Below are 15,358 nucleotides of genomic sequence, written 5' to 3'. Positions count from 1 at the left end.
CGTGCCCGGACGCACCACAGCGGCCGCTGCGCCTCGAGCGCACGGAGGATCTCCCCGGGCAGAACGCCAGCGGGTCCGTCGATGATCGGCAGACCGCTCTGGAGGGGCAGCAACCAGGCGTCACGATCTACTCCACGCCGGCGGCACCGAACTTCGGCAGGTACCACCACCGGCGGTGAACCTTTCGCGCTGTGGGTTCCGGCCTGCCGATGGCAGCACCCCTGGTTTCGCCACAGGTCCTACGGCTCGGGCCAGTCGAGTAGGCGGGCGCCGAGTACGGCGGCTTGCAGGGTGAAGCGTTGGGTGGGGTCGTCGGGGTCGTACCCGGTGAGGTGACGGACCCGGTCGAGCCGGTAGGCGACGGTGCGGGCGCTGATGTGTAGTTGCCGGGCGGTGGCGGTGGTGTTGCCGTGGCAGGCGAAGAAGGCGGTCAGGGTGTCGAGGATCGGGATGGCGCCCCCTCGGGCTTCGGTCAGGGGAGCGAGAACGGTGTGGACGAGGTCGGTGATCGCGGCGCGGTCGCGGAGGAGGACGGGAAAGACGAGCAGGTCCGCGGCGCGTAGGACGGGGGTGGTGAGGCCGAGTCGGTCGGCGAGTTGCAGGGTGTCGCGGGCCTCTTCATAGGACTGTTGGATGCCGCTTGGGCCTGGGTGGGGGCGGCCGACGCCGATCTGCCACCGGTTGTCGGTGCCGAGGGCGGTGAGTAGGTGGTGGGCGATCTCGCCGGTGGTGCCACGAAGCGCGGCTGGGGTGATGCAGATCAGCAAACCCTCGTGGGTGGTGGTCAGGATGTTCCGGCTGCCGAACCGGGAAGTGAGCCCTGCCTCGACGCGCTCGAGCACAGGGTCGGTGAACGTGGTGGCCGCGCGGGCGACGATGACCTGGTGTCGGCCGGCGAGTTGGACCGCGAAGCGGTGGGCGTGTTCGGCGAGCCGCCCGGGGTGGCCGTGACCGTAGAGCAGGTCGTTGATGAACTCGCGGCGGGCGGCGTGGTCGCGGCGGGCGGCGTGCAGGTGCGAGCGTTCGTGCCCCTCCGCGGCGGCGTCGAGGAGTCGCCGAGCCGCGTTCCAGACGGCGGTGGCGGCGGCGCGGGCGGCGCTGGGGGTGGGTGCGTCGGCGATGCCGGGCAGGGTGGGCAGGAGGGTCTCGGCGGCGTGCAGGTAGGCGGCGGTGAGGGTGCGCAGGGTGATGTTGAGGTCGGCGGCCCGCTCTCCGTGGCGTCGGCACGCGTCGAGGTCGGCGCGTTGCGGGCGTCGACCGGTCGCTGCGGCGGTGGCGAGGGTGTCGAGGTAGCCGTGCAGCAGTTCGGCTGGCACGTCGAGCGTGCCGACCTCAGCTGGTGAACTGGACGGCTCGTCACTCACGGCGGGCTCCACGGCGAGAACTCTATGGTCACGGGCGGCTTGCTCCGTCCGGTGCCGACGACGCCCGCCGGCACCGGACGAGACGTCAGACGGCGAGATCGCGTCGCTCGAACGCTGCGGCGGCCGCCCCGACAAGAACCGCGATGATGCCGGCCAGGACGAGAAGGTAGCCGACGTGGAAGCCCGTGTGGAGCGGGTCGGCGCCGAGGTAGTAGTGAAAAGGCGAGAGCCAGCGCAGCGGGCGGACGGCGTCGAACTGGTTACCGAGGGCGTGCAGCAGGTACGTGGCAACGGCGACGCTACCGGTGGTGGCCAGCACGACGGGACGTCGTCCGACGAACGCGCTGACGGTGAGGGCGAGGGTGCCGAAGCAGAGCCCGACCAGCAGCAGGCCGAGGGAGGCGGCGCTGATCCTGCTGGCGCCGACGTTCATCTCCAGCGCAGCGGCGAGGGCGAGGACGAGCAGCCAGACGACCGCGCCGACGGCGACCACCGCGACGGTGAGGGCGGCGAAGCGCTGCAGGACGAACCGGCGGCGGCTGATCGGGTTGGCCAGCAACAGATCGAGCACGCCGGCGTCCTCTGGCCCGGCGATCGCGCGGGCGCCGAAAACGGTCGCAGCCATGATCAGCAGTAGCGGTACGAACACGGTGTAGATGACGGCCTGCAGGTAGCCGGCACCGCTGGACAGGTCCTGGAACGCCAGCGCGGTCTGCATCCCCTGCGGGATGCGGTCGGCAGCGGACTCGGCGGCCTCCGGATCGCCCTTGAACTGGGACCAGGAGGAGACGTAGATGGTGACAAAAACGCCTATGCCGATCATCCAGCCGGCGACGGCTCGCCGGTAGTCACGCAGGGACTTGCGGATCAGGCTGGGGATCACGACGTCGTCTCCTCGGACTGGTGGTAATAGCTGAGGAAGGTTTCCTCCAGGTCGGGTTCGGTGCTGATGAGGTCGACGACGGTGTGTCGCCCGAGGGCCTTGATCAGCGGGTCGAGTTGCCCGTCGACGGTGCAGCGCAGCACAGGTCCTTCCACGGAGACGTCGGTGACGCCCGACAGGCCGGTGAAGTCGGCCGCCGCCGGCGGCTCGGCGAAGTGCACCTCGACCTGGCGGACGGCTCGTCTGCCCAGCGACTCGACCCGCTCGACGGCGACCAGCCGGCCGGCGCGGACGATGCCGACCCGGTCGGCCGCCGTCTGCACCTCGGCGAGTACGTGTGAGGACATGAACACCGTCTGCCCGTTCGCGCGGGCCTCGCGGACCATCTTCAGGAACTCCTGCTGCATCAGCGGGTCCAGGCCGGTGGTCGGCTCGTCGAGAATCAGCAGCTCCGGCTCGTGCATGAACGCCATCACCAGGCCGACCTTCTGCTTGTTGCCCTTCGACAGGCCGCGAATCCTGCGGGACAGGTCCAGTTCCAACCGCTCCGCAAATTCGGCGATGTGTCGGGCGGAGACGCCGCCACGGGCGTCGCCGAAGAACCTCAGCAGGTCAGCCACCCGTTCCCGACCCTCGAACGCCAGCTCGCCCGGGAGGTAACCGATCCGGCGTCGGGTGTCGACGCCGTGCCGGGGTACGGCGCCGAGCACCGTGGCGGTGCCCCGGGTGGGACGGATGAAGTCCAGCAGCAGCCGGATCGTGGTCGTCTTCCCAGCTCCGTTCGGACCGAGATACCCGAACACCTCACCCGGCTGGACCCGCAGATCGAGATCCTCCAACCCGCGGCGACCGCCGTAGAACTTCGTCAGGCCCCGGGCCTCGATCACCGAGTTCACGAGACATCCCCTCGCCCAATGTGTAGTAGTGACGTGTCGGCCCTGGCCGGCGCGCGACGGATTTCCACCATGCCGGCAGCCTTGTCTCGCCCCCAGCGGGTTTCCAGGCCGATGTCGGGACAGATCCGGGCAGTGTTCGTTGCCGAATTTCAGCAACGGACAAGGCGGGAACCCCGCCGTGCACGTTCACGGCCGGGAGGAACGCGGTCACGGGCCGGGACGTTTCTGGTTCTCGATGTATTCGCGTACGACGGTCAGCGGCGCGTCGCCGCAGGAGCCGGCGAAGTACGACGGCGACCACAGGTGTCCGCCCCACAGGTATCGGGACAGGTGGGCGTCGAACTCCTTGCGTAGGTAGCGGGCCGACACGCCCTTGAGGCTGTTGACCAGCTGGGCGTGGCGAGTCACGGCTGTGGAGTGGTCTGCCTCACACGCCGTCAGGACGCTCGGTTCCGCGGTGTCTTGAGGCGGAACCCCTGGAAACGGAGGAGTCACTATGGCTGGGAACACCAAGGTGGTGGTGGTTGGTGGCGGGTACGCCGGTGTCATGGCGGCCAATCGCCTGACGCGGCGCGACGATGTGGGCGTGACGTTGATCAATCCCCGTCGGATGTTCGTCGAGCGGATTCGCCTGCACCAGGTGGTGGGCGGGTCGGACGACGCGGTCGTCGACTACCGAGAGGTCCTTGCCGAGGGCGTCCGGCTGGTGGTCGACACGGTGACCCAGATCGACGCGGCCGGTCGCGGCGTGACGCTGGCAGCCGGCGGCACGGTCGGCTACGACTATCTGATCTACGCCGTGGGCAGTGGCAGCGCCGGCCTGAGCGTTCCCGGAGCGGCCGAGTTCGCCTACCCGATTGCCACCCTGGAGGAGGCACAGCGGCTGCGGCCGGTCGTCGATGCTGCTGTCTCAACCGCGCCGGTGACGGTTGTCGGAGCCGGTCCAACCGGCATCGAGACCGCCGCCGAACTGGCGGAGGCGGGTCGTACCGTGACCCTGGTCTGCGGCGGGGTACTCGGTCCGTATCTGCACGCCCGAGGTCGGCGCTCGGTTGCCAAGCGGCTGGCCAGGCTCGGCGTGACCGTGCTCGACGGCCCCGGCGCGAAGGTGACTGCGGTGACTCGCGACACCGTGCGGCTCGCGGGCGGCCGCGAGTTGCCCAGTGCGGTGACCATTTGGACCGCCGGGTTCGGCGTGCCGGACCTGGCCGTCCGCAGCGGGCTGAGCACCGACGCGCTGGGCCGCCTGCTTACCGACGAGACGTTGACGAGCGTGGACGACGTACGCCTCGTCGCGGCCGGGGATTCGGCGGCCCCGTCGGACCTGCCGTTCCGGATGAGCTGCCAGGCCGCGACGAGGATCGGCGCGCACGCCGCCGACACCGTGCTGGCCCGGATCGCGGGTACGCAGCCAACGCCCATCAACCTGGGATTCTTCGGCCAGTGCATCAGCCTGGGGCGTCGCGCCGGCATCTTCCAGTTCGCCTCCAGGGACGACAACGCGAACGGGTTGCACATCGGCGGAGGCCCGGGCGCGAAGCTCAAGGAGTTCGTCTGTCAGCACACCGTCAAGCATCTGGCGAACGAGGCACGTAAGCCCGGTTCGCTCACCTGGGTCAAGGATGACAAGCGCCAGGAGTTGCTGCGGGCCAAGCGCGGCGGGGCGCCGGCCAACCGCTGAACAAACAGCCCGGGTCACGGGTCGGCGATCCCAGTTCGAACGACTGCCAAACACCGAGGGTGTCCCGTGGGAGCTCCGGCCTGTGTCGGCGGGCCCCGGGTCACCGAAGCCACCTAGACAAGGCAAGGAAACGCATGAACGTCGCTCTTTGGATTGCTACCGGGCTGCTGGCGGCAGTCTCCCTGACCGGGGGCATCACCAAGGTGTTCGTAGCCAGGGAGAGATTGGCTGCGCTGAATGGCGGAGAATGGACCAGACACGCCAGCGTCGGCTTCATCAAGACCATCGGGGTCCTCGAACTCCTGGCTGCGGTTGGTCTGGTCCTACCCGCCGTGCTCGACATCGCACCGTTCATGGTGCCGGTGACCGCCGTCTGCTGGGTGCTGCTCATGGTCGGCGCGGCGATCATCCACGTCCGCCTTGGCCAGCTCAGGTTGGTGATGGTGAACCTGGGCTACGTCGCGCTTGCCGCCTTCATCGCCTGGGGCCGCTTCAGCCTTGAGCCCTTCACCGGCTGACGATGATGTGCTGCTGGCGGGGCGGTGTGGTGTCGGCGCGGATCATCCGGAAGCCCGGGCCGCCCGGTGGTGGCGGCTTGCTTCGGTCGGAACAATTGGCTGCTCCCCGGCCGAACGCACCCGACAAACCCGGTCGAGGGACGAACGCGGCGTCGCCGGTCGGGACGAGACGGGAACCTCGTCAGCAGCACGGCCAGCCGAGCCAGGATCAGGGCTTCGCTGTTGATACACGATCGAAGGCCTTCGGCGACCAGGGCCGGCGGCGAGGATGAAGGGTCGAGACATGAGCGACACCACTGACCCGGCGACCGACACCTTCGTCGCCCATCGGAACCTGCTCTTCACCGTCGCGTACGAGATGCTCGGATCGGCGGCCGACGCCGAGGACGTCCTCCAGGAAACCTGGCTGCGATGGATCAAGGTGGACGCGGAGCATGTGCGCGACCAGCGTGCCTACCTGGTTCGGATCACCACCCGGCAGTCGCTCAACCGGCTACGCGCAATGAAACGCCGGAAGGAGGCTTATGTGGGCCCCTGGCTGCCCGATCCGCTGCTCACCGCCCCGGACGTGGCCGAGGACGTCGCGCTCGCCGAGAGCGTGTCCATGGGACTCATGATCGTCCTGGAGACACTGTCACCGACCGAACGTGCCGTTTTCGTACTGCGCGAGGTCTTCGATGTCAGCTACGGCGAGATCGCGGCCGCCGTCGGCAAGAGCCCCGCGGCCGTCCATCAGATCGCGCATCGCGCCCGCCAGCACGTTGACGCCCGCCGCCCCCGCCAGGTCGTCTCCCCCATCGAGACCCGGGCGGCTCTGGCCGCGTTCCAACGCGCGGTCGAAACCAGGGACCTGCAGGGCCTCCTCGACGTGCTCGCCCCCGACGTTGTTCTGGTCGGCGACGGTGGCGGTGTCAAGCACGCCGCGCTGCGGCCGGTCATCGGCGCCGAGAAGGTGGTCCGGATGTTCTTCGGTGGTCTGGGCAGGGTCGAAGGCAGGCTCACCGGTGAACCGACCGTGGTCAACGGCAACCCGGCACTCCTCGTACGCCTGAACGGCGAGATCGACGGCATTATGGTCATCCGTGTCGAGGGCGCCCGCATCGCCGGCATCTACTACGTCCGCAACCCGGAGAAGCTGACCCGCGTCGAAACCGAGACCCCGCTCACCCTGCGGTGAACACCGATGCCGGAGCGGGGACCCGGGATTCAGGCTCGCGGTTGCCCGGGCATGGCTACAGCAGGCCGAGCCTCTCGTCCGGAAAGTGCTTCCATGCGAGTCGTTCGGCGGCGAAGGGGTCCTCCACCAGTTGCGGACGGTGGTCGAGGAGCATCGTGCGCCGCTTCGTCCCGTACGTCGACCAACGCCCGGTCCGGCTGTTCGAGGGGTCGCCAGTATGGGCGAAGGCCAGCCAGGCGTCCTGGATGTTGACCGACAACGCGTCGATCGCCGGACCGGTGCCGTTGAAACGCTCGTCGTGGGTGCCGAAGACGAGTCCCAGGTCGAGCGCGTGACAGCAGCCCAGGAGGCCGTCCAGGATCGGGGCCGGATAGGTGCCGAGGAAGTGGTAGGCGGCAACAGGGTGGTGCCGCTTCGCCTCCACGATCCGAATTGTCGGCATCCGCACCGCCCGGTCGCCCTCGATCGCCATGTGCAGGTCAAACGGGCTGGTCCAGGCCTTCCCTCGGGCGGCCATCAACGGACGGTACGTGTCAATCAGCCGCTGGACATGCTCGGCGGGGATGAGGATCCCGAGCTGTTGGATGAGTTGCTCCTCGGTCATCGGGGGCAGTGCACCCTGTCCCAGGGCCAGCCGATGTTCGTCGAGCTGCGACCCGGCGAGCAGCGAGACATCGGACGAGGCGCCGTTGCGGATTGCGTCGATCGGCCGCTCAAGCAGGTTGACCCCGTCGATGACCGGAAGATAGTGCATCGCGCCGAGGTGCGGGTCGACGGCCGCCATGTGCGGCACGATGGCGGAGGACGCCTGGACCATCTGTTGCGGCGTGAGCGCTCGGATCGCCTCCACGTCACCAGGTCTGATCTTGAGGGAGTTGAGGTAGATCTCCGCAACGAGTGCTGCCCGTTCCACGGTCTGGGCCGTGTGTCCGGCACTGCTCTGCAGGATCACCCGACGGAACAGGCCCCTGGCGGGCGGGGAGGCCATCAGGAACGCGCAGTCCACCGAGCCCGCGGACTGGCCGAAAACCGTGATGTTGTCCGGGTCGCCGCCAAACGAGCGGGCGTTCTCGTGTATCCACTGGAGTGCGGCGATCAGGTCGAGTCGGCCCTCGTTGCCGGTGGACGGGATCCGGCCGCCGGTCACCTCGTTGAGGTTGAGATAGCCGAGCGCGCCGAGCCGGAAGTTGACCGTCACGACGACTACGTCCCCGCGGCGGGCCAGCGAGCTGCCGTCATAGTTGGGCTGTCCGCCGGAGCCGTACTCGTATCCGCCGCCGTGGATCCAGAACATGATGGGCCGGTGGGCATTGTCCAGACCGGGTGCCCAGACGTTCAGGAAGAGGCAGTCTTCGCTGCGCTCGCCGGGCACCGTCAGGTATGCCCCGGCGAATTCACTGGGCGGCTGCCTGTGCTGCGGTGCGACCGCGCCGAAGGTCTTGGCTGACCGTACGCCGTGCCACCGCTTCTTCGGCTGCGGCGGCAGCCACCGCCGGTCCCCGGTCGGAGGCTCGGCGTAGGGCACACCACGGAAGACGAAGAGCCCGGCTTCCTTTGTCCCTTCCAACCTGCCGCAGGTGGTGCGGATGACCGGATCGGTTCGGGGACTCGAATGCGGGCCCGCCGCAGCGGGATGGCCAGCGGACATCACCAGCGGAAGGGCAAGACCCGCCCCGAGAAGCGTTCTCCGGTTGACGCTGACCTGCTCCTCGTCGGTGGTACGCGGGAGTGAGATGCCGGTTCTTGCAGCCGTGTGGCGAAACGTGACCATGCCGACCACCCTCGCCCCGGCTCACCCGTCTTTCCAGGTCGATGTTCCGACAGGGGCCGGGGTTGTTGCCTGCCGAACCTCGGCAAGGGGGAGCGGTCCTCCCAGGGCTCGGCGGTCCCCACGGGACGATTCGGTTGGAGGCCGCCCGGGCATGGCTGGTCAGTATGCGCCGGCCGCATGCCCGGCCCGCCGTGCCGCTCCGACCGTTGCGCCGGATTGAACGGGTGTTTAATGTGTTGGTATGGCATCGGCCGGCGTGGTTCCCGGCGAGCGGGATGGCGACGTCCTCACCGCTGATCGGATCCTCGATGCTGCCATCGAGCGGTTCGGATGTGACGGCTTCCATGTCGGGCTGCGGTCGATCGCCACAGCTGCTGGTGTGACCGCCGGCCTGGTCATCCACCACTTCGGTTCGAAGGCCGGGTTGCGTCGCGCATGCGACGAGCATGCCCTGGCGGTCATGCGTGAGCAGAAGACGAAGGCGCTGACCGACGGCACAGCGGCGATGTTCATGGCGCAGCTGGCCGAGGTCGAGCAATTCGCACCAGTGGTGCGGTATCTGCTGCGCAGCCTGCAGGCCGGCGGCGACCTGGCGATGACGCTGATCGAGCAGATGATCACCGACGCCGAAGCGTACCTGGCCGCGGGGGAGGCGGCCGGGGTGATCCGGCCCAGCCGCGACCGGGCTGCCCGTACGCGGTACCTGGCCTACCAGGCGACGGGCGGCATGGTGTTGTGGTTCAGCGTGCACGGTGCGGCAGTGGGACCTGAGTCGTTCCGTACGCTGTTCCGCCGGTACGTGGAGGAGATCACCCTGCCCGCCCTGGAGCTCTTCAGCCAGGGGTTGCTTGTCGACCGGTCGATGCTCGACGACTACCTGATGTACGTCCCGGATCCGCCGTCGGACGGTGACGCGGCCACGGCCGCACGGTAATCACCACGCCCCGCGTGGGCTTCTCCTCACCATCCGACGACACGTTGCCCAGCGAGTGCTCAGGGCTGCCTTCGAACGGGACATACGACCATGACTGCTGCCATCGACATCCAACACCTCGACAAGTCCTTCGGCCGGGTAAAGGCGCTGAACGGGCTCGACCTGTCGGTCGAAACCGGCCACGTGCACGGCTTCCTCGGCCCGAACGGCGCCGGCAAGTCCACCACCATCCGGGTCCTGCTCGGACTGCTGCGGGCGGACTCCGGCCAGGTCCGCATGCTCGGCCGCGACCCGTGGACGGACGCGGTGCCGCTGCACCGCCGGCTCGCCTACGTACCCGGTGACGTGGAGCTGTGGCCCAATCTGACCGGCGGTGAGGCGATCGATCTGTTCGCCCGGCTCCGCGGCGGCACCGACTCCGCCCGGCGGGACGAGCTGTGTGAACGGTTCGATCTGGACCCGAGCAAGAAGGGGCGGACGTACTCGAAGGGTAACCGGCAGAAGGTGGCCCTGATCGCCGCGCTGGCCAGTGACGTCGAGTTGCTTCTGCTCGACGAGCCCACCGCCGGACTGGACCCGCTGATGGAAGCGGTGTTCCAGGACTGCATCCGGGAGGCGAAGGCCGCCGGCCGGACCGTCCTGCTGTCCAGCCACATCCTTGCCCAGGTCGAGGTTCTCGCCGACCAGATCTCGATCATCCGGCAGGGCCGGATCGTCGAGACCGGCTCGCTGGCCGAACTGCGTCACCTGACCCGTACCTCGGTCGAGGCGATCACGGACCGGCCCGCCGACGCGCTCGCCAGCCTTCCCGGCGTGCACGACCTGCGGACCGAGAACGGCCACGTCCGCTTCGAGGTCGAGGGCGACCACCTCGCCACGGTGGTGCGGCAGTTGGGCGAACTCGGTGTGCACGGGTTGACCGCCCGCCCGCCGACGCTGGAGCAGCTGCTGCTGCGCCACTACGACGACCGGCTTCGCGACGACGCTGCCCGGCAGGTGGCGTGATGCCTACCGTGGATGCCGACCAGCCCACGCGTGCCGCCGGTCCCTCTGGGACGGTGCTCACCGGGACCGGCACGCTCCTGCGCTTCATGCTGCGGCGCGACCGGATCCGGTTTCCCGCGTGGACGCTCGGGCTGACGCTGATGATGACCTACTACTCGACCGCGATCGGTGGCGTCGTCCAGAGCCCGGAGGACCTCGAAGGGCTGAGTGCGTTCTCCGGCAGCCCGGCGGGTGCCCTGTTCGGCGGGCCCGGTTTCGGGTTCGACGAGTTGACCATCGAGCGGTTCCTCGCCGGCCAGTACGGGCTTTACATGTTCGTCGGCGCCGCACTGATGGGGTTGCTCACCGTCGTCCGGCACACCCGGGCGGAGGAGCGCAGCGGCCGGGCCGAACTGGTTCGCGCCAACGCCGTCGGCCGACACGCCCAGCTCACCGCCGCGCTGACCCTCGCCGCCGTGATGGGCGTGCTGGTCGCGCTGCTGGTCGGCGGGCTGATGACCGCCCTCGGCTACGGTGTGGGCGGGTCGCTGCTGTTCGGCGCCGCCATCGGCGCCGTGGGGTTGGCCTTCGCGGCGGTCGCGGCGGTCACCGCCCAACTGTCGGAATACCCTCGGGCGGCTGGCGGCATCGCCGGTGCCGTCCTCGGCGCGACCTTCCTGCTACGCGGCCTGGGCGACATGGCAGCGGTGCAGGGTAACGGTCCCTCGTGGTTGTCCTGGCTGTCGCCGATCGGCTGGTCCCAGCAGACCGCCCCGTACGTCCACGACCGCTGGTGGCCACTGACCATCTCGCTGGCGTTCGCGGCGGCGACCGCCGCCGTGGGTTTCACGCTGTCGGCGCGCCGCGATCTCGGTGCGGGCCTGATCCCGCCGCGCCCGGGTTCCCCCCGTGCCGCCGGCTGGCTGGCTGGTCCGCTCGCGCTCGCCTTCCGGTTGCAACGGGCCAGCCTGATCGGCTGGAGCGCCGCCCTGCTCGTCAGCGGCCTCGCCTACGGATCGTTCACCCAGCCGATACTCGACGGCTTCGCCGACGCACCCGAAGACCTCGTGGCGGTGATGGGAGGCTCGCAGGACATGCTGGCTGGCTTCCTCGGCCTGATGGGCCTGACCATGGCGTTCACCGTCGCGATCTTCGCCATACTCGCCGTGCACGCTCTACGCGGTGAGGAAACCGGCGGCCGTACCGAGCCCATTCTCGCGACCGCCGTCAGCCGCCCCGCCTGGATCGGCAGCCATCTCGCCGTCACCGCCGTCGGCGTGCCCTGGCTGCTTCTCGTCGCCGGCGCCGGAATGGGGATCGGGGCGGCGGTGAGCACCGGTGACGCCGCACTGATCGGCGACCTCATCGTCGGGCACGTTGCCCATACCCCGGCGGTCTGGTTCGTCCTCACCGCCGCCGCCCTCCTGTACGCGGCTGCGCCACGGCTGCTGCCGGCGATCTGGGCAGTCCTCGGATACGCCCTGATCGTCGGCTTCTTCGCACCGATCCTCGACATCCCCGCTGGCGCCGTACACCTGTCGCCGTTCGAACACATCGGGGAGTACCCACTCGACGAGGTCCGTATCGCCGCCGTACTCGTCCTGACCGTGCTCGCCGCTGCGGTCGCCCGGACGGCCGTGGCCGCGTTCCGCCGACGCGACCTGACCAGCTCCGCCTGACGGGACGACACCATCGTCGCGACGGCAAGCCGTTCGGCCCACGCGGTGACGAAGACGAGGTGGTGAGGGCGGCGGCTGTTCCACGAACGCCCTCACCACCTGCGACACCTGGCACGGTTGAATAGCTTCAATGTGATGGCCGCCGTCCGAATGCTCAGGGAGGACTCGTGGCGGCGGCCGCGCTCGGTCGGTGGCAAATGAGTGCGCCAACGCGTCGATTGACGAGTACGTCTCCCTCGGCAGTTCTCAAGGGCGGCGAGCGAGCAGGGAGAACGAGTTCGGCAAACGGCCCTCCCACGCGGCCGCCGCGACATCGTCCGGACTCCGGAACGGCTCGGGATACTCGGCGAGATGCAGGAGCTCCATCCCGGCCGCGACCACAGTGGTGACGATCTGGCCGAGGGTCCATTGCCACTCCACCGCACCGTTGGCGGGGAAGGTGTCGTTGACGTGACTTCGGCCGAAATAGCTTCTATCCGGGCGAATGCGTGGCTGGTCGGTGTCCCACGTCCACAGCGGCACCGCCGGATGCGCTTCGTAGACAAACAGGTGCCCCGACGGTCGCAGCACGCGCACGATGTCGCTAGCCCACGCCGCCAGGTCGCGCATCCAGATCAGCGCGCCTTTGCCCGTGTAGATGAGATCGGCGCTCGCGCCTGCCAACGGCAGCTCGGGCACTGCCGCAACAACGTACCGGCAGGCGACACCGACCTCTGCGGCCCGCCGTTGCGCCGCGTCAACAGCCACCGCGCTGTAGTCAATACCGACCACCGACCTCGCGCCGGCCTGTACAAGCGCCACGTCCTCCAGGCCGTGGCCGCTCTGCAGGTGCACGACCTCCGGCGAACGGGCCAGTACGTCGTGCAACAGCTCACGTTCCGTCTCGATCAGTGACGAGCCGGCCGCCGCCTGTGCCAAGAGATCCTCGTACTCGCGCACATACTTCTGCGACGCTGTTTCCCAGGCAATCCGGTTCGAGTGCGTCGTGCGATCCACAAGGGGATGATCCTGGCATGGTGATGGTGCGTCAACTGTATTGACGACGCGCCTCGCGGGCGCCGCGACGTACTGCCATCGGCTATGACAGCCACTTCGCCGCGCTGTTGTCCTGGTGTGGGGAGTGGATTGGAGTAGGCGGACTTTCCCCACGGCGCTGAGCGGCACTCACCCCTCTGAGCTGCCCCGATCGTCACAGCGCCGACCGGTCGCCATGACATTGGCGCTGCCCAGAGAACTGCGGATCGTTCCTTGACGCGGAAGAGGTTATTGGTCCAGCCCCGGTACCGCCCGCCAGCTATAAGCAGGCCATGCGGCTCGTCACCGGATTTCCGGTAACGAGTCATTCTCGTTGTGTTCCGTTGGGCGGGCGCACGTTGAGAGCACGTGGTTCGCCGGGCCCCGGGCCGCGGGTTGGCCCCGTGCGGCCCGGTCGGACGGAGCGGGCGGCAGTTGATTCGAGGGCGCCTTGGGCGGGGCATCGCTTGTCGCGCGGCATCCGGTCACGCTTCCTGACGGTGTGGCGTTTTTCTCGGGGGAACGCCGACCGGTACGGAGGCTGTGTAGGAGGCGAGCAGAGCGAGCTTGTCGGCGCTGTCGGTTCCCGGGTCGGGGTGGTAGACGGCAAGGGCGAGGGTCTGCGCGGTGTCGCCGACGATGAGCTTCGCGCGGTTGAGGGTGAGCGGCCCGACGAGGGGGTGATCGATGGTGACCGGCCAGTTCTGCTGGGCTTGGACGTCGTGCTGTGCCCAGAGGGTCCGGAACCGTTCGCTGGCGAGGGAGAGTTCGCCGACCAGTTGGACGAATCTGGTGTCGTTGGTGTCGGTCCCGACGGAGCGGCGGAAGCCGGCGACGAGCCGGGCGGTCGTGTCGTCCCAGTCCGGGTAGAGGGCTTGTTCGTCAGGGTCGAGGAAGACCGCGCGAAGACGGTTCTCCCCTGGGGCGAGCCGGGGCGAGAGCGCGGTGGCCAGCGGGTTGGCGTCCAGGACGTCGAGATAGCGGCCCTCGACAAAAGCGGGCAGATGTAGGGATACCAGGAGCTTCCGGATGCCCTCCGGGACGGTTTCGCGCGGCCGCCGGCCTGCCCGTGCCGGGGACTGCTCGGTGAGGGAGAGCAGGTAGGCGGTTCCGGTCGGGTCGAGCCCGAAGACGCGAGCGAGGGCTTCCAGAACTTGCGGCGAGGGGTGCCGGTCGCGGCCCTGCTCGAGGCGGAGGTAGTAGTCGGGGCTGATCCCCGCGAGGAGGGCCACCTCCGCCCGGCGCAGGCCCGGTACCCGGCGGTTACCCGTAACGGGCAGGCCGACCTGATCGGGGCGTACCTGCGCGCGGTGGGCGCGCAGGTAGTCGCCGAGCATGTTCTTGCCGGAAGCCATGTCTCGATCGTAGATCCCGGATCAGGGCTGGTCGTAGCCCTGCGGGGACCACTGTCCCGGGGGCATACCCGCGGTGACGGCGGCGAGACCACCATTGGTGGCAGATCAAGCGCGACCGGCTTCCCATCGGAGGTGCGGGCGTTCTCAATGCCGCGAACGCGGCTGCGAACGAAGGGAAGAACTGTGACTGGGCTGGCAGTAGTGACTGGTGCGTCCTCCGGGATCGGCCGCGAGTACGCGCGCCGGCTGGCCTCGCAGGGCGTGTCACTGATCGCGGTCGGGCGCCGGCGGGAGCGACTCGACGGATTGAAGGCCGAGTTTCCCGATGTCACCGTGCATACGGTGGTCGCGGATCTGGCGACACGGGACGGCATCGAGCAGGCGATCGCCGCGGTCGCGGACCGGCCGGTGACGATGCTGGTGAACAACGCCGGTGTGGCGCACTACAAGGCGTTCGTCGAGCTCCCGCCGGAGCAGGCCGCCGAACTGGTCGGGGTGAAGGTGCTCGCGCCGACCCTGCTGACCCGCGCGATCGTCCCCGGCATGGTCGCCCGTGGCGCCGGGCGGATCGTCAACGTGTCCGGAATGATCGCGTTCAGCGGCCCGGCGAGCCTGGCGCAGGTCCCGCTGCGCCGTGCGGTGTACGCGGCCAGCCTTGCGCACAGCGTCGCCCTGTCGCAGACGCTGCATGCCGAGCTGTCGCCGCACGGGATCCACGTCCAGGCGCTCTGTCCGGGCGTCGTCGCGACCGAGTTCCACGAACGGCAGGGCATGGACCTCAGCGCAGCCCCGCGGATGAGCGCGGCCGACGTCGTCACCGCGAGTCTTCGTGGTTTTGAGCTCGGCGAGACCGTCACCGCGCCGGGCGTCGAGCAGAACGACCTCCTGCAGAGGGTGTTCGACGCCGACCTCGCCGCATTCGGCGGCCAGTCCCCGCAACTGGCGACCCGCTACCGCTCCTGACGATCGAGCAGCAAGGTTCGGCGGCAGCACACCAGGCCGCCGCGCCCCGCCTTGTGCCGGCGCGCCGTCAACGCCACCAGGTGCGCGAGTACGGCCTGGAGCCGCGAACCCGGCGGTGGTGGTCAGAGCCTCCCCGGCG

13 protein-coding genes and 2 pseudogenes are annotated in these 15,358 nt (G+C 69.1%); 8 read left to right on the top strand and 7 right to left on the bottom strand.

The window, feature by feature from the left end; translation table 11 throughout:
- Positions 1-239 precede the first annotated feature (239 nt).
- The 4 genes and pseudogenes from ABGB21_RS32965 to tnpA form a co-directional block, all read right to left on the bottom strand.
- Entirely contained in the window at positions 240-1,364 is a 1,125-nt protein-coding gene (locus ABGB21_RS32965; RefSeq protein ID WP_347657849.1) for a helix-turn-helix domain-containing protein, read from the bottom strand.
- 85 nt (positions 1,365-1,449) lie between these two features.
- Positions 1,450-2,247: an ABC transporter permease subunit gene (locus tag ABGB21_RS32960; protein WP_347657848.1), complete on the bottom strand. Its 798-nt coding sequence runs from the start codon at positions 2,245-2,247 to the stop codon at positions 1,450-1,452.
- Positions 2,244-3,143 carry an ABC transporter ATP-binding protein gene (locus ABGB21_RS32955; protein WP_347657847.1) on the bottom strand — a complete coding sequence of 300 codons (900 nt, stop codon included), beginning with the start codon at positions 3,141-3,143 and terminating at the stop codon, positions 2,244-2,246. Before ABGB21_RS32955 ends, ABGB21_RS32960 begins: the two co-directional genes overlap by 4 nt.
- 207 nt (positions 3,144-3,350) lie before the next feature.
- Positions 3,351-3,539, bottom strand: a pseudogene (gene tnpA, locus ABGB21_RS32950) (IS200/IS605 family transposase); the annotation flags it as partial.
- Between the two features lie 100 nt (positions 3,540-3,639).
- Between tnpA and ABGB21_RS32945 the strand changes: the two are divergent.
- The 3 genes from ABGB21_RS32945 (at position 3,640) to ABGB21_RS32935 (ending at position 6,519) form a co-directional block, all read left to right on the top strand.
- Positions 3,640-4,824: an FAD-dependent oxidoreductase gene (locus ABGB21_RS32945; RefSeq protein ID WP_347657846.1), complete on the top strand. Its 1,185-nt coding sequence runs from the start codon at positions 3,640-3,642 to the stop codon at positions 4,822-4,824.
- Between the two features lie 134 nt (positions 4,825-4,958).
- Positions 4,959-5,342, top strand: coding sequence for a DoxX family protein (locus ABGB21_RS32940; protein WP_347657845.1), 384 nt, complete (start codon positions 4,959-4,961; stop codon positions 5,340-5,342).
- Between the two features lie 283 nt (positions 5,343-5,625).
- Positions 5,626-6,519, top strand: coding sequence for an RNA polymerase sigma-70 factor (locus ABGB21_RS32935; RefSeq protein WP_347657844.1), 894 nt, complete (start codon positions 5,626-5,628; stop codon positions 6,517-6,519).
- Between the two features lie 55 nt (positions 6,520-6,574).
- Here ABGB21_RS32935 and ABGB21_RS32930 read toward each other — a convergent pair whose 3' ends face one another.
- Positions 6,575-8,167: a carboxylesterase family protein gene (locus ABGB21_RS32930; RefSeq protein ID WP_347681166.1), complete on the bottom strand. Its 1,593-nt coding sequence runs from the start codon at positions 8,165-8,167 to the stop codon at positions 6,575-6,577.
- Between the two features lie 364 nt (positions 8,168-8,531).
- Between ABGB21_RS32930 and ABGB21_RS32925 the strand changes: the two are divergent.
- From ABGB21_RS32925 to ABGB21_RS32910, 4 genes and pseudogenes are all read left to right on the top strand, one after another.
- Positions 8,532-8,717, top strand: a pseudogene (locus ABGB21_RS32925) (helix-turn-helix domain-containing protein); the annotation flags it as partial.
- A 33-nt stretch (positions 8,718-8,750) separates the two neighbouring features.
- Positions 8,751-9,224 carry a hypothetical protein gene (locus ABGB21_RS32920; RefSeq protein WP_347657862.1) on the top strand — a complete coding sequence of 158 codons (474 nt, stop codon included), beginning with the start codon at positions 8,751-8,753 and terminating at the stop codon, positions 9,222-9,224.
- Positions 9,225-9,314: 90 nt separating this feature from the next.
- Positions 9,315-10,229, top strand: coding sequence for an ABC transporter ATP-binding protein (locus tag ABGB21_RS32915; protein WP_347657843.1), 915 nt, complete (start codon positions 9,315-9,317; stop codon positions 10,227-10,229).
- A complete protein-coding gene (locus ABGB21_RS32910; RefSeq protein WP_347681142.1) occupies positions 10,229-11,887 on the top strand; it encodes an ABC transporter permease in 1,659 nt (552 codons plus the stop codon). The genes ABGB21_RS32915 and ABGB21_RS32910 overlap by 1 nt, the downstream gene beginning before the upstream one ends.
- A 246-nt stretch (positions 11,888-12,133) precedes the next feature.
- Here the strand turns inward: ABGB21_RS32910 and ABGB21_RS32905 are convergent, their stop codons facing one another.
- Together ABGB21_RS32905 and ABGB21_RS32900 are read right to left on the bottom strand one after the other, a co-directional pair.
- Positions 12,134-12,883, bottom strand: coding sequence for a class I SAM-dependent methyltransferase (locus ABGB21_RS32905; RefSeq protein ID WP_347681140.1), 750 nt, complete (start codon positions 12,881-12,883; stop codon positions 12,134-12,136).
- A 503-nt stretch (positions 12,884-13,386) separates the two neighbouring features.
- On the bottom strand, positions 13,387-14,256 hold the full coding sequence (locus tag ABGB21_RS32900; protein ID WP_347681138.1) for a helix-turn-helix transcriptional regulator: 870 nt from the start codon (positions 14,254-14,256) through the stop codon (positions 13,387-13,389).
- Between the two features lie 147 nt (positions 14,257-14,403).
- On the opposite strand from ABGB21_RS32900, the gene ABGB21_RS32895 reads away from it, so the two are divergent.
- Positions 14,404-15,219: an SDR family NAD(P)-dependent oxidoreductase gene (locus ABGB21_RS32895; RefSeq protein WP_347681136.1), complete on the top strand. Its 816-nt coding sequence runs from the start codon at positions 14,404-14,406 to the stop codon at positions 15,217-15,219.
- Positions 15,220-15,358: the final 139 nt, after the last annotated feature.

Source organism: Plantactinospora sp. B24E8 (assembly GCF_039871735.1).
In the GTDB taxonomy this organism is placed as follows: Bacteria; Actinomycetota; Actinomycetes; order Mycobacteriales; family Micromonosporaceae; genus Plantactinospora.
The sequence above is the reverse complement of the archived record's forward strand: the minus strand, read 5'-3'. Positions and strand labels throughout refer to the sequence as shown.